This is a genomic window from Nocardioides sp. NPDC047086 (assembly GCF_040643685.1).
Lineage (GTDB): Bacteria > Actinomycetota > Actinomycetes > Propionibacteriales > Nocardioidaceae > Nocardioides.
In genome coordinates this window covers 160427-186190 of sequence record NZ_JBEYUV010000001.1, presented here as the reverse complement: position 1 = coordinate 186190, position 25764 = coordinate 160427, and the positions used below count along the sequence as shown (strand labels likewise).

25 protein-coding genes are annotated in these 25764 nt (G+C 71.1%); 5 read left to right on the top strand and 20 right to left on the bottom strand.

Translation table 11 applies throughout. The annotated features are described in order from the left end of the window. Positions 1 to 26: 26 nt before the first annotated feature. From ABZ796_RS00965 to ABZ796_RS00950, 4 genes are all read right to left on the bottom strand, one after another. On the bottom strand, positions 27 to 635 hold the full coding sequence (locus ABZ796_RS00965; RefSeq protein WP_357333819.1) for an MBL fold metallo-hydrolase: 609 nt from the start codon (positions 633 to 635) through the stop codon (positions 27 to 29). Next, positions 635 to 1735 carry an S-(hydroxymethyl)mycothiol dehydrogenase gene (locus ABZ796_RS00960; protein ID WP_357334148.1) on the bottom strand — a complete coding sequence of 367 codons (1101 nt, stop codon included), beginning with the start codon at positions 1733 to 1735 and terminating at the stop codon, positions 635 to 637. The genes ABZ796_RS00965 and ABZ796_RS00960 overlap by 1 nt, the downstream gene beginning before the upstream one ends. Positions 1736 to 1812: 77 nt before the next feature. After that, a complete protein-coding gene (locus ABZ796_RS00955) occupies positions 1813 to 2826 on the bottom strand; it encodes a 2Fe-2S iron-sulfur cluster-binding protein (protein WP_357333818.1) in 1014 nt (337 codons plus the stop codon). 3 nt (positions 2827 to 2829) lie between these two features. After that, positions 2830 to 4050, bottom strand: a complete 1221-nt coding sequence (locus ABZ796_RS00950; RefSeq protein WP_357333816.1) for a cytochrome P450 — start codon at positions 4048 to 4050, stop codon at positions 2830 to 2832. A 143-nt stretch (positions 4051 to 4193) separates the two neighbouring features. Here ABZ796_RS00950 and ABZ796_RS00945 point away from each other — a divergent pair, with 143 nt between their 5' ends. After that, entirely contained in the window at positions 4194 to 5132 is a 939-nt protein-coding gene (locus tag ABZ796_RS00945; RefSeq protein WP_357333814.1) for an AraC family transcriptional regulator, read from the top strand. Positions 5133 to 5252: 120 nt separating this feature from the next. Here ABZ796_RS00945 and ABZ796_RS00940 read toward each other — a convergent pair whose 3' ends face one another. From ABZ796_RS00940 to ABZ796_RS00925, 4 genes are read right to left on the bottom strand one after another with little or no spacing between them, the layout of a single operon-like run. Next, a complete protein-coding gene (locus ABZ796_RS00940) occupies positions 5253 to 5528 on the bottom strand; it encodes a hypothetical protein (protein ID WP_357333812.1) in 276 nt (91 codons plus the stop codon). A 1-nt stretch (position 5529) separates the two neighbouring features. Continuing rightward, positions 5530 to 7473, bottom strand: a complete 1944-nt coding sequence (acs, locus tag ABZ796_RS00935; protein ID WP_357333810.1) for an acetate--CoA ligase — start codon at positions 7471 to 7473, stop codon at positions 5530 to 5532. Further along, on the bottom strand, positions 7448 to 7858 hold the full coding sequence (locus tag ABZ796_RS00930) for a DUF779 domain-containing protein (RefSeq protein ID WP_357333808.1): 411 nt from the start codon (positions 7856 to 7858) through the stop codon (positions 7448 to 7450). Before ABZ796_RS00930 ends, acs begins: the two co-directional genes overlap by 26 nt. Beyond that, positions 7858 to 9381, bottom strand: a complete 1524-nt coding sequence (locus tag ABZ796_RS00925; protein WP_357333806.1) for an aldehyde dehydrogenase family protein — start codon at positions 9379 to 9381, stop codon at positions 7858 to 7860. Before ABZ796_RS00925 ends, ABZ796_RS00930 begins: the two co-directional genes overlap by 1 nt. A 157-nt stretch (positions 9382 to 9538) precedes the next feature. On the opposite strand from ABZ796_RS00925, the gene ABZ796_RS00920 reads away from it, so the two are divergent. From ABZ796_RS00920 to ABZ796_RS00905, 4 genes are read left to right on the top strand one after another with little or no spacing between them, the layout of a single operon-like run. Further along, complete coding sequence (locus tag ABZ796_RS00920) at positions 9539 to 10750, top strand: GAF domain-containing protein (protein ID WP_357333804.1); 1212 nt, start codon at positions 9539 to 9541, stop codon at positions 10748 to 10750. 1 nt (position 10751) lies between these two features. Continuing rightward, the gene (locus ABZ796_RS00915; RefSeq protein ID WP_357333803.1) at positions 10752 to 11996 is read left to right on the top strand and encodes an iron-containing alcohol dehydrogenase; all 1245 of its coding nucleotides are present in this window, start codon (positions 10752 to 10754) and stop codon (positions 11994 to 11996) included. Positions 11997 to 12006: 10 nt separating this feature from the next. Next, positions 12007 to 13374, top strand: a complete 1368-nt coding sequence (locus tag ABZ796_RS00910) for a histidine kinase (RefSeq protein WP_357333801.1) — start codon at positions 12007 to 12009, stop codon at positions 13372 to 13374. 18 nt (positions 13375 to 13392) lie between these two features. Beyond that, positions 13393 to 14076 carry a response regulator transcription factor gene (locus ABZ796_RS00905; RefSeq protein ID WP_357333799.1) on the top strand — a complete coding sequence of 228 codons (684 nt, stop codon included), beginning with the start codon at positions 13393 to 13395 and terminating at the stop codon, positions 14074 to 14076. 17 nt (positions 14077 to 14093) lie between these two features. Here ABZ796_RS00905 and ABZ796_RS00900 read toward each other — a convergent pair whose 3' ends face one another. The 12 genes from ABZ796_RS00900 to ABZ796_RS00845 form a co-directional block, all read right to left on the bottom strand. Further along, a complete protein-coding gene (locus ABZ796_RS00900) occupies positions 14094 to 14696 on the bottom strand; it encodes an acetate uptake transporter (protein WP_357333797.1) in 603 nt (200 codons plus the stop codon). 244 nt (positions 14697 to 14940) lie between these two features. Then, positions 14941 to 15861, bottom strand: a complete 921-nt coding sequence (gene mftM, locus ABZ796_RS00895) for a mycofactocin oligosaccharide methyltransferase MftM (RefSeq protein ID WP_357333795.1) — start codon at positions 15859 to 15861, stop codon at positions 14941 to 14943. Continuing rightward, the gene (locus tag ABZ796_RS00890; RefSeq protein ID WP_357333793.1) at positions 15858 to 17378 is read right to left on the bottom strand and encodes a VWA domain-containing protein; all 1521 of its coding nucleotides are present in this window, start codon (positions 17376 to 17378) and stop codon (positions 15858 to 15860) included. The genes mftM and ABZ796_RS00890 overlap by 4 nt, the downstream gene beginning before the upstream one ends. Before the next feature lie 19 nt (positions 17379 to 17397). Next, positions 17398 to 18597 carry a MoxR family ATPase gene (locus tag ABZ796_RS00885; protein WP_357333791.1) on the bottom strand — a complete coding sequence of 400 codons (1200 nt, stop codon included), beginning with the start codon at positions 18595 to 18597 and terminating at the stop codon, positions 17398 to 17400. Positions 18598 to 18683: 86 nt separating this feature from the next. Then, positions 18684 to 19976, bottom strand: a complete 1293-nt coding sequence (mdo, locus tag ABZ796_RS00880; RefSeq protein ID WP_357333789.1) for an NDMA-dependent methanol dehydrogenase — start codon at positions 19974 to 19976, stop codon at positions 18684 to 18686. A 102-nt stretch (positions 19977 to 20078) separates the two neighbouring features. Beyond that, entirely contained in the window at positions 20079 to 21485 is a 1407-nt protein-coding gene (gene mftF, locus ABZ796_RS00875) for a mycofactocin biosynthesis glycosyltransferase MftF (RefSeq protein WP_357333787.1), read from the bottom strand. Continuing rightward, positions 21482 to 21934 carry a creatininase family protein gene (locus tag ABZ796_RS00870; protein ID WP_357333785.1) on the bottom strand — a complete coding sequence of 151 codons (453 nt, stop codon included), beginning with the start codon at positions 21932 to 21934 and terminating at the stop codon, positions 21482 to 21484. Before ABZ796_RS00870 ends, mftF begins: the two co-directional genes overlap by 4 nt. Continuing rightward, positions 21918 to 23120, bottom strand: a complete 1203-nt coding sequence (gene mftD, locus ABZ796_RS00865; RefSeq protein WP_357333783.1) for a pre-mycofactocin synthase MftD — start codon at positions 23118 to 23120, stop codon at positions 21918 to 21920. Before mftD ends, ABZ796_RS00870 begins: the two co-directional genes overlap by 17 nt. Then, complete coding sequence (mftC, locus tag ABZ796_RS00860; protein ID WP_357333781.1) at positions 23117 to 24349, bottom strand: mycofactocin radical SAM maturase; 1233 nt, start codon at positions 24347 to 24349, stop codon at positions 23117 to 23119. The genes mftD and mftC overlap by 4 nt, the downstream gene beginning before the upstream one ends. Next, positions 24346 to 24630 (bottom strand): mycofactocin biosynthesis chaperone MftB, encoded by a 285-nt coding sequence (gene mftB / locus ABZ796_RS00855; RefSeq protein ID WP_357333779.1) that lies wholly within the window; start codon positions 24628 to 24630, stop codon positions 24346 to 24348. Before mftB ends, mftC begins: the two co-directional genes overlap by 4 nt. Further along, a complete protein-coding gene (gene mftA, locus ABZ796_RS00850; RefSeq protein WP_357333777.1) occupies positions 24630 to 24734 on the bottom strand; it encodes a mycofactocin precursor MftA in 105 nt (34 codons plus the stop codon). Before mftA ends, mftB begins: the two co-directional genes overlap by 1 nt. Before the next feature lie 89 nt (positions 24735 to 24823). Continuing rightward, entirely contained in the window at positions 24824 to 25753 is a 930-nt protein-coding gene (locus tag ABZ796_RS00845; RefSeq protein ID WP_357333776.1) for a 2-hydroxyacid dehydrogenase, read from the bottom strand. Between the last annotated feature and the right edge of the window lie 11 nt (positions 25754 to 25764).

Here is a 25764-nt window from a genome sequence, read left to right as displayed (position 1 = left end):
GTTCCGGTGGGCTCGAGTTTCCGCGATCAACCCAGTGCGGCGGCCTCGGCGGCGATCGTGGTGTCCTCGCCGTGCCCGGTGTGGACGACCGTGTCACCGGGGAGTGCGAACAGCTTGGCCTTGATCGACGCCTCGATCGTGGGCCGGTCGCTGAAGGAGCGCCCGGTCGCGCCGGGGCCACCCTGGAAGAGGGTGTCGCCGGTGAAGACACACCCCAGGTCGGGCGCCCAGAGGCAGACCGCGCCTGGCGCGTGGCCCGGTGTGTGCAGGACCGTCAGCGCAGTGTCACCGATCTCGATCACCTGCCCGTCGGACAGGTCTGCGTCCCAGAGCTCGTCGGTGTGGGTGAGCTTCCACAACGGCCTGTCGTCGGGGTGGAGCAGGATCGGCGCCCGGACGGCCTCGCGCAACGCCGGTGCGACGCGGACGTGGTCGTCGTGGGCGTGGGTGCACACGATCGCCTTCACCCGGCGGTCACCGACCACCGCGAGGATGTCCTCGACCGAGTGGGGCGCGTCGATGACCAGGCACTCCTCGTCATCGCCGACGACCCACAGGTTGTTGTCGACCTGGTGGGTCTCACCGTCGAGGCTGAACGTGCCGCTGGTGACGGCGTGGTCGACGCGTACGGCCATCACAGCACCACCACCGAGCGAAGGACGCCGCCGTGGTGCATCTTCTCGAAGGCGGCCTCGATGTCGCCGATGCCGATCTCCTCGGTGACGAAGGCGTCGAGGTCGAGACGGCCCTGCTGGTAGAGGTCGACGAGCATCGGGAAGTCGCGGCTGGGGAGGCAGTCGCCGTACCAGCTGGACTTGAGCGCGCCGCCCCGGCCGAAGACGTCGATCAGCGGGATGTCGGGGACCTTCATGTCCGGGGTGGGTACGCCGACGAGCACCACGGTGCCGGCCAGGTCGCGGGCGTAGAAGGCCTGCTTCCAGGTCTCCGGGCGACCGACCGCCTCGACGACGATGTCGGCTCCCTCCGCGCCAGGGTAGGTCTCGGCGGCGATCCGCCGGATCTCCTCGACCGCGTCGGTGGCCGACGAGTCGACGGTGTGGGTCGCGCCCAGCTGCTTGGCCTGTTCGAGCTTCTTCGGGTCGATGTCGACGGCGATGATCGGGCTCGAGCCGGCAAGCGCCGCGCCGGCGATCGCGGCCACGCCGACGCCGCCGCAGCCGATGACCGCGACCGACCTGCCGCGGGTCGCGCCACCGGTGTTGATCGCGGCACCGATGCCGGCCATCACACCGCAGCCCAGCAGCCCGACCGCCGCCGGCCGGGCGTTCGGGTCGACCTTCGTGCACTGCCCGGCGGCGACCAGCGTCTTCTCCGCGAACGCGCCGATACCCAGCGCCGGAGACAGCTCGGTGCCGTCCTCGAGGGTCATCTTCTGGGTCGCGTTGAAGGTGGCGAAGCAGTACTGCGGCTCGCCCCGGTTGCACGCCCGGCAACTGCCGCACACCGCGCGCCAGTTGAGTACCACGAAGTCACCGGGCGCCACTGCGGTGACGTCGGGACCGACCGTCTCGACCACGCCGGCGGCTTCGTGGCCGAGCAGGAACGGGAAGTCGTCGTTGATCCCACCCTCGCGGTAGTGCAGGTCGGTGTGGCACACCCCGCACGACTGGATCTTCACCACCGCCTCGCCCGGTCCGGGATCGGGCACGTTGATCGTCACGAGCTCCACCGGTGCCCCCTTCGCGCGGGCGATGACGGCCTTGACCTGCTCCATGTCTCTCCTCTCGCGGGCACCGGCGGCAGCCGTGTGCTCGTCACTCATCTTCGGGGCGTCTCGTCGCCCCGGCAAGTTCACGCCGGCCCGTCAGCGGCCGTGAACTTCTCGCGGTGGATCAGCCGCGGCGCCATCCGCCGGCGCTTGAACGCCTTGACGCCGGCCTCGACCATCGCCGGTGGGCCGCAGAGCCAGCCGGACCAGCCGCGGGCGCTGGCCACATCCTCGACGAAGGCGTCGGGGGCGTAGCCGTGGCGGTGGCCCGGCGCGGACTCCCGGGAGAGCACGGTGACGAAGCTGAAGCCCCGATAGCGGATCGTCAGCTCCTCGAGACGGTCGACGTCGTAGAGGTCCGCCTCGTGGCGTACGCCGTGATAGAGCGCGACCAGCCGCTTGGGATGGCGTTCCAGGGCCGTGCGGGCGATGCCGATCAGCGGCGCCAGCCCCGTGCCACCACCGATGAGCACCATCGGCTCGCCCTCGTCCTTCTCCGGGTCGGGGACATGGAAGTCACCGAGCGGGCCGCGCACCTCGACCCGGTCGCCGGCCGCCACCGGCCCGAAGAGCCAGTCGCTGGCCACGCCACCGGGGACGCGGCGTACGTGGAGCTCGAGGACCTTGTCCTCCTCGGCGGTGTTGGCGAGGGAGTACGGCCGGCGCTCGGAGGTGCCGGGGACGAGGAGCTCGACGTACTGTCCCGCCGAGAACGCGAGCGGCTCCTCGAGACCGAGCAGGATCCGCCGGGTGTCCCGGGCGATGTCCTCGACCCCGACGACGGTGGCGGTGAGGTCGCGCAGCACGTGGGTCGTACGCCCCATCTCCGAGCCACGCAGCGCGACCTCGGTCTCCCCGAGCGGCCGGGCCTGGCAGGCCAGCGCCAGGCCACCGGCACGCTCGTCCGCGGTCAACGTCTCCAGGGGCGACTCGGTGTGGTCCACCTCGCCGCGTACGACCTGCAGCTTGCAGGTGCCACAGGTGCCCTGGTTGCAGGAGTTCGGCATCCAGACGCCGGCTCGCAGGAGCGCCTCCAGGATCGACTGGTCACCGGCGCACTCGACGCGGCGGCCGGCGACGCTGATCGCGGCGGACATGGCTCAGACCTCCCAGGTGCCGTGCAGGCTGGTCGGGCCGCGGAATCCCCAGCCCCAGAACTCGACGCCCTCGCCGGTGTCGCGCTCCAGGTTGGGGATCGCCTCGAAGAGCTCCTCGAGCCCGATCCGCATCACCTGGTTGGCGTAGTAGATCCCCGCACAGGCGTGATTGCCGGCGCCGAAGGCGAGGTGCGGCAGCGGCGGCCGGTGCAGGTCGTACTCGGTGGGCGCGTCGTACTTGCCGGTGTCGTGGTTGGCCGAGCCGTAGGAGAGGATCACCGGGGTGCCGGCGGGCAGGTCCACACCGGCCACGGTGACCGGCTTGGTGCTGATCCGGGCGGTCGCCGACCAGATCGGGGAGGTCCAGCGCATGCCCTCGGAGATGGCCCGCGGCAGCAGCGACGGGTCGTCGACGACCTCCTCCAGCTGCTCGGGACGGCTGAAGAGGCCCACCAGCGTGGAGGCCATACCGTGGCCGGGCTCCTGCATCGCGCCGAGCAGGTAGACGTAGATGGTGGGGTAGATGTACTCGCGGGCACGGGTCTTTCCCGGCGGCATGCCGTCGTGGAGCCAGTGGGAGATCGCGGTGTTCTCGGGGTGCTCGATCCAGTGGTCGATCAGCGGGTCGACGACCTCCTGGATCTCCGCCCGGGCCTCGTCACCCGGGGTGAACCCGTCGGGGTTGGTGAACTCCCCGTTCTCGTCGACGCCGGCGTTGGTGAACGACACGTTCAGCTTGTGGAACCACTCGCGGAGCTTGTCGGAGGAGACCGAGTGCAGCCCGAGCAGGTCGCCGAGCGAGCGGACGGAGACCGGCTCGCAGAACTCGCCGACGAGCTCGGCGTTGCCGCGGTCCTCGAACTGCTCGACGTACTTGCGGGCGATCGGGCGCACCAGGTCGTCGACCCAGCCGTCGACCTCGGTCGGCTGCAGCTGCGGCTCGACCATGCCGCGCAGGTCGGCGTGGATGTCGCCGTTGACGCCGATGATCGCGGGGTGACCGAACGTGCGGCCGCCGGCCGGCGTGATCACGGCCTCGAAGTCGGGGCTGGTCGCGACCTCGCGGCACACCTCGGCGGTCGAGGCTACGTACGAGCCGAGGACCGGGACGAACGCGAGCGGTGCCTCGCGGCGGAGACGCTCGTAGGTCGGGTACGGATCCCGCTCGAGCGCGCTCATCGTCACGTCGTCGAGCCAGGACAGGTCCTGCTGTGTGGTCGTCATCGGATGCTCCTCGGAAGGTGGACGGATCGGCACTGGGACGTCGAAGTTAGGTCCGCCACAGCCGTGGGGCGACACGGAATGCGCGCTCTCGGCACCGGATGCGCGGCCAGTTTGTGACCGACGTCTCAGGTAGACTCCGCGACATGTCCGGTCGCCGGCGCGTCTCCCCACGGGACTGGGGGCAGGCCTCCAATGTGGTCGCCCAGGCGTATTTCCCCCACGAGCTCAAGCTGCTCGGCGGGACCCGCGAGCCTCGGCTCACGCTGCATACGCTCGACCTCGGGCCGGTGCTGATCGGGCACGTCGGCTGGGGTGCCGACGTGGCGGTCGACTGCGACTACCCCGGGGCTTTCGAGGTGAACATGCCGATCACGGGGCATCTCGAGAGCCGCGGAAGGTTCGGGGAGCTCACCTCTGTGACCGGCCAGGGCACGGTCTTCCGCCCCGACACCCCCTCGCTCATCAGCCACTGGGATGCGACCTGCACGGTGCTCGGCGTCAAGTTCGACAGCTCCTGGCTGGAGGTGGAGGCCGAACGCGTCCTCGGCACCGACCGGATCAACGTACGCACCCTGCTGCCGGAGCAGCTGTCCGTGCAGCATGGCCGCGCGCGGGCCTGGCACCACCTGGTCACCAGCCTGGCCACCAACCTGCACGACCCGGACCTCTTCGGCGACAGCGAGCTCGTCCGTAGCCAGCTGGCCGGCGCGTTGGCGGTCGGCCTGATCGAGGCCTGCTGTCCCGACGGTGGCGTACGGCCCGCGGCACAGCCACGGATGATCCGGGCCGTGGTCGAGGCCCTGCACGACGACCCGGGCCGGGCCTGGACCGCCGCGGACATGGCGGCCCTGGCCGGCACCAGCGTGCGGCGTCTGCAGGAGGGGTTCCAGCGCTGGGTCGGTCAGTCACCGACGCAGTACCTGCTCGACATCAGGCTGCAGCGGGCCCATGCCGATCTGGCCGGCGACCCGGCGCTCGCCGTCGGCGACGTCGCCGCACGCTGGGGCTTCTCGTCCGCGAGCAGGTTCGCGGCGGCGCACCGCCGGCGCTACGGCACCGCACCGTCCGAGGTCAGGGACTGACCCCGGCCGTTCAGCGCAGAAGCTCGGCCAGCACCTGCAGCCAGCGTGGACCCGGCAACACACCCTCACGCGTGTGCCGCCCGAGCTCGTGGAACACCTCGGGGCATCGGCAGGCGTCGGTCATCTGGCCCTCAGTCCCGACACGGTACGAGTCGGGCGAGCCGCGGCGGAGCAGTCGGCGCACCACCGGCGGATGTCGTCGGACCGCAGCTGCCAGAACGCGTGCCACCCCTGGGTCGGCGCACCGCAGAGGGTCACCTGCGTGCCGATCCGCTTGAGATGAGCCTCGCCCCACGGCGCCGGAATCCTCGTCCCCGCGGGCTGGCGGTGCCTGGCCACGATGACCCAGCTGCGTCCGATCGTCCGGGGATCGACGCCGGTGGCGGGCGCAGCCATCTCATCCCTCCGCGATCAGCGCCATGACGCTCGGGTCGCTGAGCGTGGTGGTGTCGCCGACGTCGCGGCCTTCGGCGACATCGCGCAGGAGACGGCGCATGATCTTCCCGGACCGCGTCTTGGGCAGCTCCGGCACGATCGTGATCTGCCGCGGCTTGGCGATGGCCCCGATCTCCTTGGCCACATGGTTGCGCAGCTCCTGGGTCAGCGCGTCGCCGGTGTTGCCGTCCCCGGAGCGCAGGATCACGTAGGCGAAGACCGCCTGGCCGGTGGTCTCGTCGGCGGCGCCGACGACGGCGGCTTCGGCGACCCGCGGGTGGGAGACCAGGGCGGACTCGATCTCGCTCGTGGAGAGGCGGTGGCCGGACACGTTCATCACGTCGTCGACGCGGCCCAGGATCCAGATGTCGCCGTCCTCGTCCTTCTTGGCCCCGTCGCCGGCGAAGTAGTAGCCGAGGTCCGCGAAGCGGGTCCAGTAGGTCTCGACGAAGCGGTCGTCGTCCTGCCACAACGTCCGCAGCATGGCCGGCCACGGCTGGGTGAGGACCAGGTAGCCGCTCGACCCGTTCGGCACCGAACGACCCTCTTCGTCGACCACGTCGGCGCCGATGCCGGGCAGCGGCCGCATCGCCGAGCCGGGCTTGCCGGCGGTGACCCCGGGGAGGGGACTGATCATCATCTGACCGGTCTCGGTCTGCCACCAGGTGTCGACGACTGGGCAGCGGTCGCCGCCGATGACGTCGCGGTACCAGAGGTACGCCTCGGGGTTGATCGGCTCGCCGACCGACCCGAGGAGCCGCAGCGAGGTGAGGTCGTACCCGTCCGGGATCTCGCGTCCCCACTTCATGAACGTCCGGATCGCCGTCGGGGCGGTGTAGAAGAGGGTCACGCCGTACTGCTCGATGATCTCCCACCAGCGACCGCTGTGCGGGCTGTCGGGAGTGCCCTCGTAGAGAACCTGGGTGACGCCGTTGGCGAGCGGGCCGTAGACGATGTAGCTGTGGCCGGTGACCCAGCCGATGTCGGCGGTGCACCAGTAGACGTCCGTGTCCGGCTTGAGGTCGAACACGGCATGGTGCGTGTAGGCCGCGCCGGTCAGGTAGCCGCCGGTGGTGTGCAGGATGCCCTTGGGCTTGCCGGTGGTGCCCGAGGAGTACATGACGTAGAGCGGGTGCTCTGCGTCGAACGCCTCGGGTGTGTGCTCGGCCGACGCGCTGTCGACGACGTCGTGCCACCACAGATCGGTGGCGTCGTCGAAGGGCACGTACTCCCCGGTGCGACGCACGACGAGGACGTGGTCGACCGGGCTCTGGCTGCCGAGCCGCGCCAGGGCGGCGTCGACCGCCGGCTTCAGCGGCGACGGAGCCCCGCGACGGTAGCCGCCGTCGGAGGTGATGACCAGCTTGGCCCGGCAGTCCTCGATCCGCGAGGCGAGGGCCTCGGCCGAGAACCCGCCGAAGACCACGGTGTGGGTGGCCCCGATGCGGGCACAGGCCAGCATCGCGACGACGGCCTCGGGGATCATCGGCAGGTAGATCGCGACGAGGTCGCCACTGCCCACCCCGAGGCTCGTCAGCGCGTTGGCGGCGCGGGACACCTCGTCCTTGAGGTCGGCGTAGGTGAGGTCCCGGGTGTCGCCGGGCTCGCCGACGAAGTGGAAGGCCACCTTGTCGCCGCGTCCGGCCTCGACGTGCCGGTCGACGCAGTTGTACGCCGCGTTGAGCTTCCCGTCCGCGAACCACCGCGCGTGGGGTGCCTCGGACCAGTCCAGCACCTCGGTGAACGGCTCGGCCCAGGTCAGCCGCTCGGCCTGCTCGGCCCAGAAGCCCTCGAGGTCGGACTCGGCCCGGGCGTACGCCTCGGCGGTGACGTTGGCGGCAGCGGCCAGGTCGGCCGGCGGCTCGAAGCGGGTCGGACGGTCAGTGCTGAGCAGTTTCTCGGTCAAGGCGCTGTGCCTCCTCGTCTGTAAACAGTCGCGATCGGATCAGGAAGCGCACGCCCTCGGGCGCCTCCAGGGAGAACCCGGCGCCGCGTCCGGGGACGACGTCGATGGTGAGATGGGTGTGCGACCAGTACTCGAACTGCGAGCGCGACATCCAGACGGGCACCTGGTCGTCCAGCCCGATGTCCAGGTCACCCAGGTGGATGTCGGCGTCGCCGAGCATGAAGTCGCCGTTGGGGTAGCACATCGGGGCGGAGCCGTCGCAGCATCCACCGGACTGGTGGAACATGACCGGCCCGTGGTTACCGACGAGACGGCGGAGCAGGTCCGCCGCCTCGTCGGTCACGGCGACCCGCGCCGGAAGGGAGGAGGCGTGGGTCGCGCTCATCAGAAGAACCCGAGTGCGTCGGGGCTGTAGCTGACGAGCAGGTTCTTGGTCTGCTGGTAGTGGTCCAGCATCATCTTGTGGGTCTCGCGACCGATGCCGGACTGCTTGTAGCCGCCGAAGGCCGCGTGGGCCGGGTAGGCGTGGTAGCAGTTCGTCCAGACCCGGCCGGCCTGGATCTCCTTGCCGGCGCGGAAGGCCTGGGACCCGTCACGCGACCAGACGCCGGCACCGAGGCCGTACAGGGTGTCGTTGGCGATCTTGAGACCGTCGGCCTCGTCGTCGAAGCCGGTCAGCGAGACCACCGGACCGAAGATCTCCTCCTGGAAGATCCGCATCGAGTTGTCGCCCTCGAAGACGGTCGGCTGCACGTAGTAGCCCTCGGCGAGGTCGCCCTCGAGGATGGTCCGCTCACCGCCGGTGAGGACCTTGGCGCCCTCGTCCTTGCCGATCTCGATGTAGGACAGGATCTTCTCGAGCTGGTCGTTGCTGGCCTGGGCGCCGAGCATCGTGGTGTCGTCGAGCGGGTTGCCCTGCTTGATCTTCTCGACCCGGGCGACGGCGTCGCCGACGAAGTCGGAGTACATCGAGCGCTGGACCAGCGCGCGCGAGGGGCAGGTACAGATCTCGCCCTGGTTGAGGGCGAACATCGTGAAGCCCTCGAGCGCCTTGTCGTAGAAGGCGTCCTTCTCCGCGGCGACGGAGTCGAAGAAGATGTTCGGGCTCTTGCCGCCGAGCTCCAGGGTCACCGGGATGATGTTCTGGCTGGCGTACTGCATGATCAGCCGGCCGGTCGTGGTCTCGCCGGTGAAGGCGACCTTGGCGACGCGGGGCGAGGAGGCGAGCGGCTTGCCGGCCTCGACACCGAAGCCGTTGACGACGTTGAGCACGCCGGCGGGCAGCAGGTCGCCGATCAGCTCGACGAGCTTGAGGATCGACCACGGGGTCTGCTCGGCGGGCTTGAGCACGACCGCGTTGCCGGCCGCCAGGGCGGGGGCGAGCTTCCAGACGGCCATCAGGATCGGGAAGTTCCACGGGATGATCTGGCCGACGACGCCCAGCGGCTCGTGGAAGTGGTACGCCACGGTGTTCTCGTCGATCTCGCCGATGGTGCCCTCCTGGGCACGCAGCACACCGCCGAAGTAGCGGAAGTGGTCGATGGCGAGCGGGATGTCGGCGGCCAGCGTCTCGCGTACCGGCTTGCCGTTCTCCCAGGTCTCGGCGACGGCGATGGCGGTGAGGTTCTCCTCCATCACGTCGGCGATCTTGAGCAGGATGTTGGACCGCTCGGTCGTCGAGGTCTTCCCCCAGGCCGGAGCGGCAGCATGCGCGGCGTCCAGAGCGGCCTCGATGTCCTCGGCCGTGCCCCGGGCGATCTCGGTGAACGGCTTGCCGTTGACCGGCGAGATGTTCTCGAAGTAGGCGCCCTTGACCGGGTCGACCCAGTCACCACCGATGTAGTGGCCGTAGCGACCCTGGACGGTGACCAGCGAGTCGGGCTGGCCGGGAGCTGTGTATACGGTCATCGGGATTTTCTCCTACGGTAGTTCGGGCAATGGGGCGTGATCGTGGTCACAGACGCTAGGAACAGCGAGGTTGCAGCAACGTTGCGGTCACCGCAGGCGACGGATGCAACGTGAATGCAACCTTCAAATGTGACCCTCATCACTTGAGGAGGTCCGGATGAACGAGACGAAGCAGAGCCCTTCCATGCGTGCAGCCGTGGCGGACTCGTGGCACCGGTCCGCGGCCGCCGGGGTGACCGCTGACGACACGTGCGCGCCGATCACGCTCGCCGAGGACCAGCTCCAGGACGTACGCTCCGCCCACCCGCTGGCCCGCGTGTTCCCGCTGCTCGACGACGTGCTCGGGCAGGCGGCGCGCGACTGCGACGCGATCATGGCCGTCTCGGACGAGGCCGGTCAGCTGCTCTGGGTGTGCGGTGCGCCGACGGCGCTCCGGCGCGCGGAGCGGATCGGTTTCGTCGAGGGGAGCAACTGGGACGAGCGCCTCGCCGGCACGAACGCGCCCGGGCTCGCGCTCCGGCTCGACCGGCCGACCAGCGTCGTCGCCGCCGAGCACTTCCGGCGCTCGGTCCAGCAGTGGAGCTGCGCCGCCACCCCGATCCACGACCCGGGCGACTCCCGCCTCCTCGGCGTCCTCGACATCACCGGCGGTGACTCCATCGTCGTACCCCAGACGATGGCGATGGTGCGCGCCGCCGCGAGACTCGCGGAGTCCGAGCTCGCCCGCGAGCAGCTGCTGCCGAGGCAGCCCGAGACCCGGCCGGGCTGGGCGCGCATCGCCGTGGAGACCCTGGGCCGTCAGGACCTGCTGCTCTCGATCGACGACGGCCGTGGCCATCGCGCCCAGCTGCGGCTCTCACCTCGCCACAGTGAGATCTTCCTGCTCCTCGCCAGCGCGCCGCGCGGACTCTCCGGCGACGAGCTCGCCGTCCTGCTGTACGAGGACGACGGCGGCTCCTCGACGCTCCGCGCCGAGCTGAACCGGCTGCGCAACCTGCTCGGGGAGGAGTTCCTCGCCTCCCGGCCCTACCGGCTCACGACCGAGGTGACCGGTGACTGGCTGGGCGTGGAGGCACGGCTGGCGGTGGGCGACGTCGCGGGCGCGCTCCGCTGCTACCGCGGCCCGATCCTGCCGCGCTCGGTCGCGCCGGGCGTGGTCCGGCTCCGCGAGACGCTGGCGCAGCAGCTGCGCGCGGCGGTGCTGCAGTCGGGTCAGCCCGACCTGGTCTCGACGTGGACCCGATCGGCGTGGGGTGCTGACGACTACGAGATGTGGCTCCGGCTCCGGACCCTGCTGCCGTCCGGCTCCCCGTTGCTCGCCCTCGCCGACGGCCAGATCGCCCGCTTGGACCGCGAGGTCGGTCTCTGAGATGACGGCTGGAGTGGTGCCGACGACGGCGGTGATGGCTCGCGACCGGGAGGTGACTCCGCGGCAGGAGCAGGTCCCGGCGGCCTCGGCCCCGCCGGACCAGGTGGTGAAGTTCCAGGCTCCCGAGGTCGTCTTCGGCCACAACGCGCTCGAGGAGGCGGGCTACGCGGCCGCCCGGCTCGGGGCCCGGCGACCGTTCGTGGTCACCGATCCCGGCATCGTCGAGGCCGGCTGGGTCGACGAGCTGCTCCGGCTGCTCCGGGCCGAGGGGCTCGTCCCGGTGCTGTGGACCGGTGTCACGCCGAACCCCAAGGACCACGAGGTACGCCGCGCCTTCGAGAGGTACCTCGAGGCCGAGGCCGACGTCATCGTGGCCATCGGCGGCGGTTCCTGCATGGATGCGGCGAAGGGTGTCGCGGTGCTCTCGGGCAACGGCGGCGACATCCTCGACTACGCCGGGATCGACCAGATCGCCCGGCCGATCCCGCCGATGCTGATGATCCCGAGCACCTCGGGGACCGGGGCCGACGTCTCCCAGTTCTGCATCGTCACCGACACCGACCGCCGGGTGAAGCTCACGATCATGGGCCGGGCTCTCGTGCCCGACGTCTCGATCACCGACCCGCGGCTGCTGACCACGATGCCGGAGGCGCTCAACGCCGCGACCGGCCTGGACGCGCTGACCCACGGCATCGAGTCGTACGTCTCGCTGGCGCACAACCCGCTGGCCGACGGGCACGCGATGAGCTCGGTCGCGCTCGTCTGCCGGCACCTGCGCTCGACCGTCACCGATCCGACGGCGATGGAGCACCGCGCGATGATGGCGCAGGCGAGCCTGCAGGCGGGCCTGGCCTTCACCAACGCGATCCTCGGCGCGACCCATGCGATGAGCCATCAGGTCGGTGGGCTGCTCGACGCCCCGCACGGCGTGGTGAACGGGGTCCTGCTACCGCACGTGATCCGCTACAACGCGCGCTCGGTCCCCGAACGCTTCGTCGGCCTGGCCCGAGCCGCCGGCCTGCCGGTCGAGGGCGTCCCCGGAGACGTCGCGGCCGAGATGCTGGCCGATCACGTGAGGCACCTGGCCGATGACGTCGGCGTACCTCGGCGGCTGCGGGACCTGGGAGTGACCGACACCGATCTCGACACCCTGTCGGTGACCACCCTCGACGACGCCTGCCTGACGACGAACCCGCGACCGGCGAGCCGTGCCGAGATCCACGCGCTCTTCCGGGAAGCCCTGTGAGGGCAGTCCGGTGAGCGCACCCGATCTGGCGGCCCTGACCGGCGTACGTTCCGGCAAGCGGTCCTACTACCGGGCCTTCCTGCGCTCCGACGAGCGCATGCAGCAGGCCGTACGCGCCATGGACTCGATCTCGCGCGCACTGGTGCGCACGGTCGAGGGCCCGCGAGCGCTCCTGGAGGAGGTGGCCCGCGCGGCCGCGGTGCACCTCGCCGCCGAGTGGACGATCCTGGCACTGGCCGACGGCCATCTGACGGGGGCACGGCCGAGGTTCATCGTCGTCGGCCACGACGGCCGGGGGGTCGGGGACGAGGAGGAGCTTCCCGGCGTCGTACGTCGCGAGCTCGGCGCGATCCGGGCAGGCCATGCGACCGGAGCCCCTGGCCCGGCGCGCTGGGTGCGGGTGCCGATGACGCTGGAGAGCGTCATGATCGGCAGCCTGGTCGGCCTCCACGGGCTCGCCGACGACCCGGAACCCGGGGACCTGTCGGTGCTGCGGATCCTGGCCAACGAGGCCGCCGTGGCGCTGCACACCTCCGAGCAGTACCAGGCCGGGCTCGCCCAGCATCGCCGCGCGCAGCGGCTCTACGACGAGGTCGGTGCCCGGGAGCGGGACCTCGAGCAGCGGACCCGCGAGCTGCGCCAGGCCGAGGAGCGGCTGCTGGTGGCGCACCAGCGCGAGCTGGTCGACCACGAGCGCCATCGCATCGCCCGCGAGCTCCACGACAGCGTCACCCAGTTCGTGCTCTCGGCCGGGATGTCGGTCGAGGTCGCGCGGGGCGAGACGGAGGAGCTCGGGCCGGCCGGCGCGCGGATCACCGAGCTCCTCGGCACCGCCAAGCAGCTCACCCAGGACGCCGTGGAGCAGCTCCGCCGGGCGATCTACGCGCTCCACCAGCCGCACCGCGACACGGTCTCCTCGCTGCCCGAGCTGCTGCACGAGGTCGCCGAGCACCACCGTCCCCACCTGGACGTGTCCGTGCGGGTGGAGGGCGAGGTGTGCCCGATGCCCGCCGAGGCCAAGCACGACATCGCCCGCGCGGTCGGCGAGGCGCTCTTCAACGTGGCGATCCATGCCGAGGCCACCCAGGCGGTGCTCCGGCTCCGCTACCGCAAGCACGAGCTCTACGTCGGGGTCGCCGACGACGGCCGAGGCGATCCGGGCCTGCTCGCCCGGAAGCTCCGGCTCGAGCGCGGCGCCTCGATCGACGGCCGACACCGGGGCCTGGCGAACATCGAGACCCGGATCAGCGAGCTCGGCGGCACGGTCGCGTTCCGGCGCTCGCACCTCGGCGGGGTCCGGGTGGAGCTCCGGGTGCCGCTGCCGGTCGTGGATCGCGGCCGGGGAACGATCTGCGGGCTCATCGAGGACCCGCAGTAGCCGCTTCGAGGAGGAACCATGAACACGCTCAGCCCACCGCAGGCGGTCCCCGCCCAGGCCACGGCCGGCATCGACGTACTCCTGGTCGATGATCACGCGATCGTCCGACAGGGTCTGCGGTCGATCCTCGAGCGCGAGCCCGGCCTCCGGGTCGTCGCGGAGGCGGCGACGGCGGCCGAGGCACTGGCCCGGGTGAACAGCGCCCGTCCAGACATCGTGCTGCTCGACCTGAAGCTCTCCTCGTCCTCGGACGCCGAGGGTCTGGAGCTGTGCGCCGCGCTGACCCAGCGGCACCCGGAGGCGCTGATCCTCGTGCTGACGACGTTCCTGGACGAACAGCTGGTGATGCAGGCGATCCGCGCCGGCGCCCGCGGCTACGTCGTCAAGGACGTCGACACCACCGGCCTGGTCCGGGCGATCCGGGACGTCGCGAGCGGCGGCAGCGCCTTCGACGCGCGCTCCGCGGCGGCGATGATCCGGGGCGTGAACATGCCGGTGACCAGCGACGACTCCGAGCTCACCACGCGCGAGCTCGAGGTCCTGGAGCTGCTCGCCCACGGGCTCTCGAACCGCGCCATCGGCCACCGGCTCTACATCTCCGACACCACCGCGAAGTTCCACGTGGGCAACATCCTGCGCAAGCTGGGCGTCAGCCGCCGGGCCGAGGCGGTGTACGAGGCGTCCAAGCTCGGCCTCCTCTGACCCGGCGGCCGGCGCCATCACGGCACCGGCAGGACCGTGCGCTCCCAGGTCGTGTTCACGATGATCGCGGCGGACGCGTAGAGCGCCACCAGGGCGTCCAGGATCAGCACGTAGCCGGCGGTCCTGCCGAGCGCGGCGCTGCCGAGGAACGACCCGAAGGCCGCCAGGTAGAAGACCCCGGCCAGGAGCACGAAGATCACGATCGTGGTGGTGTTGGTGCGCAGCGCGGCCAGCAGCATGTACGACGTGAACACCGCCCACGCCAGCAGGAACATCCCCGTGATCGCGGCCCCGCCCGCGGTCACCATCGGGCCGTAGAACTGCACGAGCAGCGCGTAGGAGAGCCAGAAGCCGGCGTACGCGGTGAACACCAGGGCCGGGAACGTCTCGCCGCGCCGGAAGTGGACCAGACCGGCCACGAGCTCCGTGGCGAAGCCCAGCGCCAGGGCGAGGGGCAGGACCGCCGGCAGGGCGGCCGCGTCCACGATCCCCGACATCACGGTGGCCAGGACGAGCGCCGAGATCCCGAAGCTGGCCAGTCCGAGCGGGAACGGGTCGCCCCACGTCGTCGGTGCGGCGCCTTGCGTGGTGGGTACTGCATCGATGGCTGTGTTCGTCATCAGTTCCTCCAAGGGTCAACCGTCGTCCGGGCTGGGCTACGGTCCTCACAAAGTAGTGACGTACGACACACCGGCAGACCCGCCGAGTGGGCGGTCGGGCACCTGCCCTCGGGTAGGCCCCGAGATCGGTCGCGTGCGGCCGACGGACAGGTCGAAACCGCCGCTGACCAGGCCTGACGCGGCGAAGAGAGGGCGGCTGCGCGTCCGCGTCGTCGACGGACAGGTCGTCGGGCTCCGGCCCGATTCAGCGGTCGGTGTCGATGATCAGCCAGCCACCGTGGTGCTCGACGACCCGGTGCGGGTGCTCCGAGGCCTCGCCCCAGGCGGCGAGGTCGTCCAGCGAGACCGTCCGGACATGCCCCCAGGTCTCGTCGGGCTCGTCCTCGAGGGGTACGGCGATCACCACTCGGCGGCGCGCCACCCGGATCGCCTCGGCGACCGCCCGGTCGCCGAGGGTCGGCTCGATGTGCTCGAGGAGGTGGATCAGCAGCACGTTGTCGGCGGCCCCGTCCCGCCACGGCAGCCGCGTGGCGTCGGCGGCTCGCGTGCTCAGCGGCACCTCGAGCCGGGCCGCGGCGGCGCTCAGCAGCGCGACGGTGCCGGCAGAGAGGTCGGAGGCGGTCACGTCCCGTCCGGCGGAGGCCAGCCGTAGGGAGAGGAACCCGAAGCAGCAGCCGACCTCGAGGACCGAACCGGGTGCCAGCTGCTGCTCGACGAAGCGGTAGACCGGGGCGTACTCGGCGATGGTTCCGTGAGCGGCGGCGGCCGGTCCCGGCCGGTGCAGGGCCTGCTCCACGTGCCGCAGGGTGTTGCGGTAGAACGCCGCCCAGGCCTGCTCCGGGTCGGGGGCGCTGCTGACCACGACCCCGGTGAAGAGGTGCTCGAAGAGGTCCGGGCCGCGCAGCCAGCCGGGCTGGAACAGCTCCTCGGCCAACAGGCCGGAGAGGTCGTCGTCGATCTGGTCCGTACGCAGGCAGTGGATCAGATGGACCTGGTGGCCCTCGCGGTGCACGTCGAAGTGGCGGGTGCGAATCGTCCCGAGATGACGCCGCGGACGCGGGCCCCGCCAGGCCCGGACGCTGACCAGCTCGTCGCGGTAGACCCCGGCCTCGGGGCCGGGTCGCAGCGCATCGATCACGGCCACCTCGCCGGGCGGCGTGGTCATCGGCCGGCCGACATCGTCTGGGTGACGTTGTCCAGCCCGCGCAGGTTGCGGACGACCTGGACCTTGTCGCACCACTCGGCGTACTCCGGGAGGTCACACCCCCCGAGCGCCCAGGAGTAGCGCGGCTCCGGGGTGAGCCAGATCGTCGACCGGGCGCGCCGGGTGAGCTCCTCGAAGGCGGCGAAGCCGGGATCCTTGCCGTTGCCGCGACCGTCGCCGAGGACCACCAGCGTGGTCCGCCGGTTCACGGCCGAGCCGAACTGCTCGAGGAACTGCTCGAACGACGAGCCGTAGTCCGAGTCGGCATCCACGTCGAGCACTCCGCCGGCCGGCAGGCCGGCCAGCACCAGGGACAACGCGTCCTCGATCCGGTGCTCGGCGAACAGGTCGGTGATCTCGACCAGGTCCTTCACGAACGCGAAGGACCGGACGGACGTGGCGACCGACTGCAGGCTGTGCAGCAGGTGCAGCGTGAAACGGGCGGTGGAGCGTACGGACAGGGAGACGTCGCAGAGCACGAGCAGCCTCGGCCGGTCGTGCGCCTTGGCGACGGTGACCGGACGGAACGGCACGCCGTCGTACTTCATGTTGGTGCGCATCGTCCGGCGGCCGTCGACGATGCCGCGGGCGGCCACCGTACGCCGCGGGCGCGGGGCGCCGTGGAGCTTCCTGAGCAACCGGCGCAGCGACTCCTCCAGCGCGGCGCGGTCGTGCTCGGCGACGGTCTCGGCCTGCGCCGCCTGGATCTCCCGCGACTCGATCTCGCGCTCCATGCTCATCAGCCGCTCGAGGTGGTCCCGGATCCGCTCGGGGAGCGTCGCCAGCCAGGGGGCCAGCGCCTTGCGCAGCTCCGCGAGGCCGTCGTCGTCGTCCACGGCGCTCTCGGGGTCGCGCTCCTCGAGCCAGCTCAGCAGGGCGATCTCCTCCTGCACGGACAGCTCGGTGTCGAGCTGCATCCCGGCCTCGCGGATCAGCTCACCGGGGTTGCCGGGGTTGTGCATCCGGCTGGTCGAGAGCTGGACCCGCGCGGCCTCCCCGGGGCTGGACTTCGGGTCGTTGGAGAGGACGATCTCGTCGGTGAGCGCGGCGATGTCGATCTTGTTGGCTTCCTGGTGGAGGTTGTAGCGCTGCGCCATGTCCTCGGGCTTGAAGTACTCCTTGATGTCGTCCGGCTTGCCGTGGCTGTGCCCGTCCTCCGGCACCTCGCCGGGCTCCTCGGAGAGCGTGAAGTCGGTCAGCTGCCCGTCGTCGGAGAGGTCGTCGTGGGAGTGCCCGTGCTCGTCCTCCTCCTCGACGACCGGACGCAGCCCGAAGAACCGGTCGAAGACCAGGTCGAAGGTGTCCAGGTCACGACGGTCCTTGACCAGGCTCGCGGTCAGCGCGGCGTGGAGCAGGTGGCGCTGCTCGAGCACCCCGGGCTGGGCGACCGCGTGCATCGCGTCGATCACCTCGGCGGTGCTCACGCGTACGCCGTAGAGCCGGAGCAGCCGGATGAAGCGGTGCAGTGCGGTCTCCATGTCGGGCCTCGATCCCCGCTCAGACCGGGCGCTTGCGGGCCGAGGGGAACGCCCGGCTGCCCTGGCTCGTCGACACCGCCGGCGCCGTACGCGGCCCGGTGCCGCCGGCGCCGCCGTAGTAGCCCGCGTTGTGCCGGCCGGGCTGGTCCTTCGCCTTCCGCTCGGCGCGGCCGTCGACGTCGTCGTCGGCCGGGTCCGCGGCCGGGGCGGTGTGGGTGTGCCCATGTCCGTGCCCGTGGCCGTGGCCGTGTCCGTGGCCGTGCAGGTGGTCGGGCACCTCGGCGTTCGGGTCGACGAGCCGTGGCAATGCCTCCATGACCCGCTTCAGGTCTCGCTCGTACTTCACGACCACGTTGAGCGTGGTGGAGAGCACGTCGGCAGTGAGCTCCTCGACGCCGAGCACCGCCAGCGTCCGAGCCCAGTCGACGGTCTCGGAGATGCTGGGCGCCTTGCGCAGCTCGAGCTCACGGATGCCGCGGACGATGTCGACCAGCCGCGTCGCGAGGGAGTCGGCGAGGCCGGTCTCCTTGGACCGGATGATCTCCAGCTCACGGGCCGCGTCGGGGTAGTCGAGGAAGAGGTGCAGGCAACGACGCTTGAGCGCGGCGGAGAGGTCGCGGGTGTTGTTCGAGGTCAGCACGACGTACGGCATCGTCTTGGCGGTCACCGTGCCGATCTCGGGGATGGAGATCTGGAACTCCGCGAGCAGCTCGAGCAGCACCGCCTCCAGAGCCTCGTCGGCCCGGTCGACCTCGTCGATGAGGAGCACGACCGGGGTGTCGGAGTCGATCGCCTCGAGCAGCGGCCGGGCGGCCAGGAAGCGCTGGGAGAAGAACACCGAGTCCTGCTTGGCGATCCGCTCGACGGCCTCGTTCAGGTCGGCGGCGTCCTCGACGACCTGGCCGATCTTCTCGCGCAGGATCTGGGTGTAGAGGAGCTGCTTGCCGTAGTCCCACTCGTAGAGCGCCTTGGTCTCGTCCTGGCCCTCGTAGCACTGCAGCCGGATCAGGCGCCGTCCGGTCGCGGTGGCGAGGCTCTCCGCGAGCTGGGTCTTGCCGACGCCCGCCGGGCCCTCGAGCAGGACCGGCTTCTCCAGCCTGGTCTGCAGGAACACCGTGGTGGCGAGCCGGTCGTCGGCGAGGTAGCCGCACGCCGCGAGCTGGGCGCGGGTGTCCTCGACGTCGGTGAAGCCCTGGATCGGTTCGGTGGTGGTCGACACGTGCACTCCTCGAGGTGGTGGGTGGGGCGAGGTGGCGGGTCCGGTTGGCGTTCTCAGCGAGCCGGACCCGCCACAGGGGGAGACGATCAGCCGAGCAGGTCGTCCAGGTCGCCGTTGAGGCAGTGGTCGACCACCGGACGGACGGTCTCGAACGTGCACTCCTTGGCGTTGCCGGGCGTGCAGGCGTCACCGAGGACGTGGTTGGTGATCCGGTCGACGTCTGCGGCGTCACCGACGATCTTCGGCGCGTTCTCGTAGTAGGCGGTCGGACCCTGGCCGAGCCGGTTCTTCGAGTACGTGTCCTTCGTGACGTCCACGAACCGCTCGGTGATGCCGACGTCGCGCAGGAGCCGGATGGCCGCGGCGAGCGCCGCGTCGGCGGCCTGCACGTCGGTCATGCCGTGGGTGTCGACGCCCATCGCGCGGGCGATGTCGGCGAACCGCTTGTAGTGGGCGGGCATGTTGAACGCCCACACCCGCGGCAGCGCGATCGCGTTGTTGAGGCCGTGGTGGGTGTCGTAGAAGGCGCTCACCGCGTGGCTGATCGAGTGGATGATCCCGAGGCCGCCGGAGTTGAACGCCTGGGCGGCGATGTACTGGGCGTACATCATCCCCTCACGGCCGCCGAGGTCCTGACCGTTCCAGACCGCCTGCCGCAGGTTCTCCGAGGTCAGCTTGATCGCGTGCAGCGCGTTGCCGAGCGAGGGCTGGAAGTTGATCCGGGAGACGTACGGCTCGCTGGCGTGCGCCAGGACGTCGAAGCCGCACTGCGCGGTGTAGTCGACCGGGCAGTCGTAGTAGAGCACCGGGTCGTCGATCGCCAGGCTGGCGACCGAGGCGTCGTCGAAGGCGACGTACTTGTGCGGGTTGTCGGGGTCGGTGGTGGTGTCGGTGATGACGTACGCCCAGGACGTCTCGGACCCGGTGCCGGCCGTCGTCGAGACGGCGATGTGCGGCGGGTTCTTCGGGTTCTCGGACATGTTGAAGCCCTCGAACTCGTTGACGTTGCGGCCGTCGTGGGCGACCGAGATGCGCGCGCCCTTGCAGGCGTCGTGCGACGAGCCGCCGCCGATGGAGACGAACGAGTCGCACTCGTTCTCCTGGTAGAGCTTCACCGAGTCCATGACGTTGTAGTCCTTGGGGTTGGACTCGACCTTGTCGTACACGACGACCTCGAGGCCGTGGTACTTCATCGACTCGACGATCTTGGTGACGATGTCCGTGCCACGCAGGCCGGACGTCATCACCAGGGTCTTGCGGAAGCCCATCTTGAGGGCCTCGGGCCCGATCATCTCGTGAGCGCCGGGGCCCATGAGGGCGCGAGGGAACGGGTGGAACTCCTTGATCGGGAAGGGCTTGAGTAGTTCGTCGACCTGCATGGCAAACCTCCGTTGGTGGTGTGACGCTCAGCACACTAGGTACGCCGACAGAGCCGCGAACAGGCGAGGAACGGGAAACAGCCCGGCCCGGGAGGGGTCTACCTACCCGTTGGGAGAGGTGCCTCCCTGGCCGGTCTTCTGGCCAGGTCGGCGCGGCAGCAGACAGGTCACCGAACGCGCTCTCAGAGCGCCGGCCCACAGGCCCGCGCCGTACGCCATGTCGTCGAGCCGCCGAGCCAGCGGGCGGTAACGCGTGCCGGGGTTGTCGACCTGGGAGACGACCACGTCGACGACCAGCGAAGCGGCCAGGGCACGCCGGATCAGCGCACTGTGCGGGGCCAGGAGCACGGTGAGCGGCCACCAGTGCCGCAGCAGCAGCGCGGCCTCCTGGCGGACCGTCCAGCCGAGGCCCTGGGCGCAGAGCTGGACCGCGAGCCGGTCCCGGCCGGGGGTCTCCGGCAGTCGTCGTCGCAGCGAGAGGACGCCGTAGGCGATCCCGGCCGCCGCGACCGGGAGGGACCACCGGCGGCGCACCAGCAGCGCGGCCGCGGTCGCCGCCATGCTCGCCGTCATCACCGCCGGGGCACCCTTGCGGCCGTGTCTCACGGCGAGGTCGGCGCCGCCGGTTCCGTAGAGGTACTTGCGGCCCAGCCAGCCGCGGATCGTGGTCCGGGTGTCGTGCCAGGCCACCTGCTCCGGGTCGTAGCGGACGACCTCGCCCGCCTCGACCAGCCGCCAGACCAGGTCGACGTCCTCGCCCACCCGCATCGACTCCTCGAACCCCGCCCCGAGCCGGTCCGTACGCCCCACCAGGCAGGCGCTGGGCAGCCAGCCGACCGCGGCCCCAGGGCGTACGACGCAGGCACGGGTGCCGAGGGCGAGGGAGGAATCGTCCTCGTCGAAGCGCTCGAACCACCGCGGCGACCGGCTGCGGGCGCGGCTGCGGACCAGCGGCGCCACCAGCGCGACGCGGCTGTCGGCGAAGTGGCGGGAGAGGTTGCGGAGCGTGCTCGCCGCGACCGTGACGTCGGAGTCGACGAAGGCGACGTACGGGGTGCGTACCGCGCGCAGGCCGGCGTTGCGCGCCCCGGCGGGGCCGAGATTCTCCGGCAGCTGCACGAGGTGGGCACCGTGACGACGGGCGACCGCGGCGACCGCATCGGGGTCGCGGGAGGCGTCGTCGACGACGATGCGGTGGAGGCCGCCCAGCGAGGAGAGGGCGCGGTCGAGCTGGTCGGGCCGGTCGCGTACCGGGATCACGACGGTGAGCTCACCCGGATCCACCCCCTCGCCGCTGAGCACGGGATCGGCCAGGTTGCCGTCGACGAGCCGCGCGGCGAGGGCGGCGGTGGCCGCGTCGACCACGGTGATCTCGCCGTCCTCGAGCAGTCGCAGCGCGGCGTCGGTGAGCCGCACGGCACGCAGCGGCGACCCACCGACCAGCAGCCGCCGGTCGATGCGGCGTACGTCCTCGCGGACTCGGGCTCGGAAGCCGGTCGGGTATCTCACCCCACTGCCACGCCGCCGGGAGCCAGTACGTCCATGGTGGTCTGCTCGATCATCAGGGTGAGCGCCTCGGCTCCCTGCGCCGCCGTGGCGCCGGTCGGGTCGCCGAGCACGCCGTTGACGGAGACCGCCGCGACCCCGCCCGCCCGCATGAGCGGGAGGATCTCCGCGAGCGGCCGGGTGTCACCGGGCTCGGCCAGATCCATGTGGACGGCCTCCGGGCGCAGGTGCAGCATCAGGGACGTCTCGGTGCGGCCGGCGTGCAGGTCGAACTCCTCGGTACGGCAGGGCAGCCAGCAGGCGGACTGCCGCTCGCCGCTGGAGCCGGTCGCGATCGTCGTGTCGGTGTCGAAGGGCAGGTGCGGCCCGTGCTGCTCCAACGAGCCGACGGGCACCAGCAGGACGGACCCTCTGTGCACCTGCGGCCAGGTGGCGTCACCCAGTGTGTACATGGAAGCCGTCCGGGACGAGCAGGTGCTCGGGCCGCAGCTCGGTGACCGACCCGACCGCCAGCCCCCGCAGCGCCGAGTCGATGCCACCGCTCAGCACGTCGAGGACGTTCTCGACACCGGCCTGGCCATTCGCCGCCAGGCCCCACAGATAGGCCCTGCCGATCAGCACCGCCTTCGCACCGAGCGCGAGCGCCTTGACGACGTCCGAGCCGCGGCGTACGCCTCCGTCCATCACCACGTCGACCTGGTCGCCGACCCGGTCGGCGATCGGCTTGAGCATCCGGATCGCGGCCGGGGTGCCGTCGAGGTTGTTCCCGCCGTGGTTGGACACCGAGATGCCGGCGACCCCGGCATCGACGGCGCGGAGCGCGTCGTCGACCCGGCAGACCCCCTTCAGCACGAACGGGGTGCCACTGATCTGGTGCCACTGCTTGCGCATCCAGGCGACGTCCTCCCAGGTCGGGGGCGGGGTCGTCATCCACTCGTAGTAGGCACCGAAGAACGTCGGCGCGCTCCCGCCCGGCGGGGCGAGGTTCGGGGCGGTGAGATCCGGGAAGGAGCCGGTACGTCCGAACTGCCACGCCCACCGGGGCCTGGCCGCCACCTGCGGCGCCAGCCGCATCATCGTGCGCAGGTCGACCTTCTCCGGGATCTCCGGGCTGCCCCAGTCACGGCCGATCGAGAACGACCAGTCGAGCGTCGCGATCAGCCCCTGGGCGCCGGCGGCGTGGGCCCGCTGCATGCGCTGGACGATCGTGTCGCGGTCGCCGGTCCAGTACATCTGGAAGAACGTGGTCGCGCCGGTCGCCGTCACCTCCTCCACCGACCTCGAGGCGAAGTTGGACAGCCCGATGATGGTGCCGCGGGCCGCGGCGGCCCGGGCGACCGCGACCTCGCCGTCGGGATGTACGGCCTGGACCCCGGTGGGGCTGATCAGGACCGGTAGCGGGACGGAGTGGCCGAAGACGGTCGTGCCCAGGTCGCGCTTGGCGTGCTGTCCGACGACGTGGGGCGCCCAGCCGAGCTCGGCGAAGGCGGCCTGGTTGTCGGTCATGCTCTGGCCACGCTCGGAGCCGGCGACCAGGGCGCCGTAGACCGGCTTGGGCAACCGGCGCCGGGCTCGTTCCTGAGCCACCGCGACCGACTCGAACCAGGGGTTGCGCTTCCAGGGATTCTCGAGCTTCACGACAGGTCACCTCCGGCGAGCGGGTCCTCGTTGCAGGCCGAGACGGGGCGGCGCCGGGTGGCACCGAGGTTGAGCAGCACCGGTGCGTTGCGGCTGGCCTGACTGCGCGAGTGGTCCTTGCTCGCCTGCGGCACGAGCCGGTCGCCGGCCAGCGCCGTCTCGCCGTAGCCCTGGACGCACTCCGGGTCCGGCCCGTCCAGCGGCAGCCCGGTGAAGAACTTGGCGGCCATGCAGCCACCGCGGCAGGCGTCGAAGTGCTGACACTTGGTGCAGGCTCCGCCGGTCTGCGGCGAGCGCAGCTCGGTGAACAGCGGCGAGGACTGCCACACCTCCTTGAAGCCGCCCTCGCCGAGGAGGTTGCCGGCCAGGAACTGGTCGTGGATGGCGAACGGGCAGGCATAGACGTCGCCGATCGGGTCGATCAGGCACACCACCCGTCCGGCGCCGCAGAGGTTGAGACCGGGGAGTGACTCTCCGTAGGCGGCCAGGTGGAAGAAGGAGTCGCCGGTGAGGACGTCCTCGCCGTGAGCCATCAGCCAGTCGTAGAGCTCACGCTGCTGCTCGGGGAGCGGGTGCAGCTCGTCCCAGACGTCCGCGCCGCGGCCCGAAGGGCGCAGCCGGGTGAGGCGCAGGGTGGCGCCGTACTCGTCGGCGATCGCCTTGAAGTCGTCGAGCTGGCCGATGTTCTCCCGGGTGCAGACCACGGAGATCTTGGCGTCGGAGAAGCCGGCGTCGCGGAGGTTCGCCAGCGCCTTCAGCGCGGTGTCGTAGGAGCCCGCGCCGCGGACCCGGTCGTTGACGTCCGCCGTCGCGCCGTCCAGGGAGATCTGTACGTCGACATAGTCCGTCGAGGCCAGGAAAGCCGCGCGCTCGGGAGTGATCCGGAAGCCGTTGGTGGAGAACTTCACGCCGACCTGGTGGTCGACGGCGTACTCCACGAGCTCCCAGAAGTCGGGCCGGATCGTCGGCTCCCCGCCGCCGATGTTCACGTAGAAGATCTGCATGCGCTGCAGCTCGTCGATGACGGCCTTGCACTGCTCGGTGCTGAGCTCGCGCGGATCGCGCCGCCCCGAGCTCGACAGGCAATGGGCGCACTCGAGGTTGCAGGCGTACGTCAGCTCCCAGGTCAGGCAGATCGGGGCGTCGAGGCCGAACTCGAACTGCTCGACGAGGCTGCCGCCTGCGGGGCGGCCCTGGGGAGTGGTGGGGCGTTCTGGTGCGAGGGTCACGCTGCCTCCTGGTGGCGGGGGCGGATCATGTCGGTCTCGGCGAGGGCGCGGAGCGCCGCTGCGTACGCGTCGTGCTGCTCCGGCGGGATGCCGGCGGCGTCCAGCGCGTTGCGGAGACGGGGGTGATGCTCGAGGAGCCGGACCACCTCGACCAGCTCCGGCCGCTTGAGGAAGGTCAGCTTCCGGTTGCCGAAGTGGTAGGCCAGCGCCCCGAAGGGCTCGGGACGCAGCGCCACCGAGGGCGAGAGTGTCCACGGCTCCTCGAGCATGCGGTCGGACATCAGTAGACGCCGCACATTCCGTCGATCGAGACCTCCTCGATGAGGTCCTCGGTGGCGACGTCAGCCGCGACGTCGGCCGGGTTCGACTCGTTCTGGGGTTCCATCTGCTGCTCCTCTCACGGGGTGACCGTTCGCACGTTAGTGACGGCGTGAGCGGAGCAACCTCCCCGATCGGAGAGGTTTGCGGGCAGGATCAGGGAGGTGTGGCCACGCCCGATCGCGGCACCACGTTGAGCAGCGGGCGGCCGTCGGCGAAGCGCCGCAGCTGCTCGGCCACCAGGCGCTCGGCACGTGGGTAGAAGGTCGCCGCGCCGCCACCGACGTGCGGCGTCACGATCGCGCCGGCCATGGACCACAGCGGGTGATCCGCGGGGAGCGGTTCGGGGTCGACGACGTCGAGCGCGGCCCGCAGCCGCCCGGTGGAGAGCTCGGCGAGGAGCGCCTCGGTGTCGAGCGTGCGGCCCCGGCCGATGTTCACCACGAGCGCACCGTCGGGCAGCAGCGCGAGCAGCTCGGCGCCGATCAGGCCGATCGTGCTGGGCTTCTCCGGGAGCGTCAGCACCACGATGTCGGCAGTGGGCAGCAGGCTCGGCAGCTCGTCCACGCCGTGCACGTCCCGGACGGGGTCCGCCGTGGACGCGACCCGCACCGCCTCGGCCTCGCCCGCGAGCAGCCGCTGCTCGAGCGCGGCGCCGATCGAGCCGTACCCGACGATCACCGCCCGCGAGTCGGCCAGCGAGCGGGTGTGCTCGGGGGCCCAGCGGCCGGCGTCCTGGTCACGCACCCAGCGGGGCAGCTCCCGCTGGGCCGCGAGGATCAGGCCGAGGCCGTGCTCGGCGGCGCTGGCGTCGTGCAGGCCCCGCCCGTTGCAGAGCGTGACCTCGGGGCCGATGAGCGGGAGCACCTTCTCCACCCCCGCGCTCAGGCTCTGCACGGCGCGGAGCGCGGTCATCCGCGGCAGCAGGTCGCGGCCCGCGCTCTGACCATAGGGGAGCACGTAGAGCTCCACGTCGGAGACGTCGGCCGGCGGGGTGCCGGTGCCGTCGAAGACCTCCACCTGCAGGCCGGCCGGCCAGCCGCCCATCTGATCCTCCAGGTGGGCCCACGGCACGAGTACACGCATGGAGCTGTTTC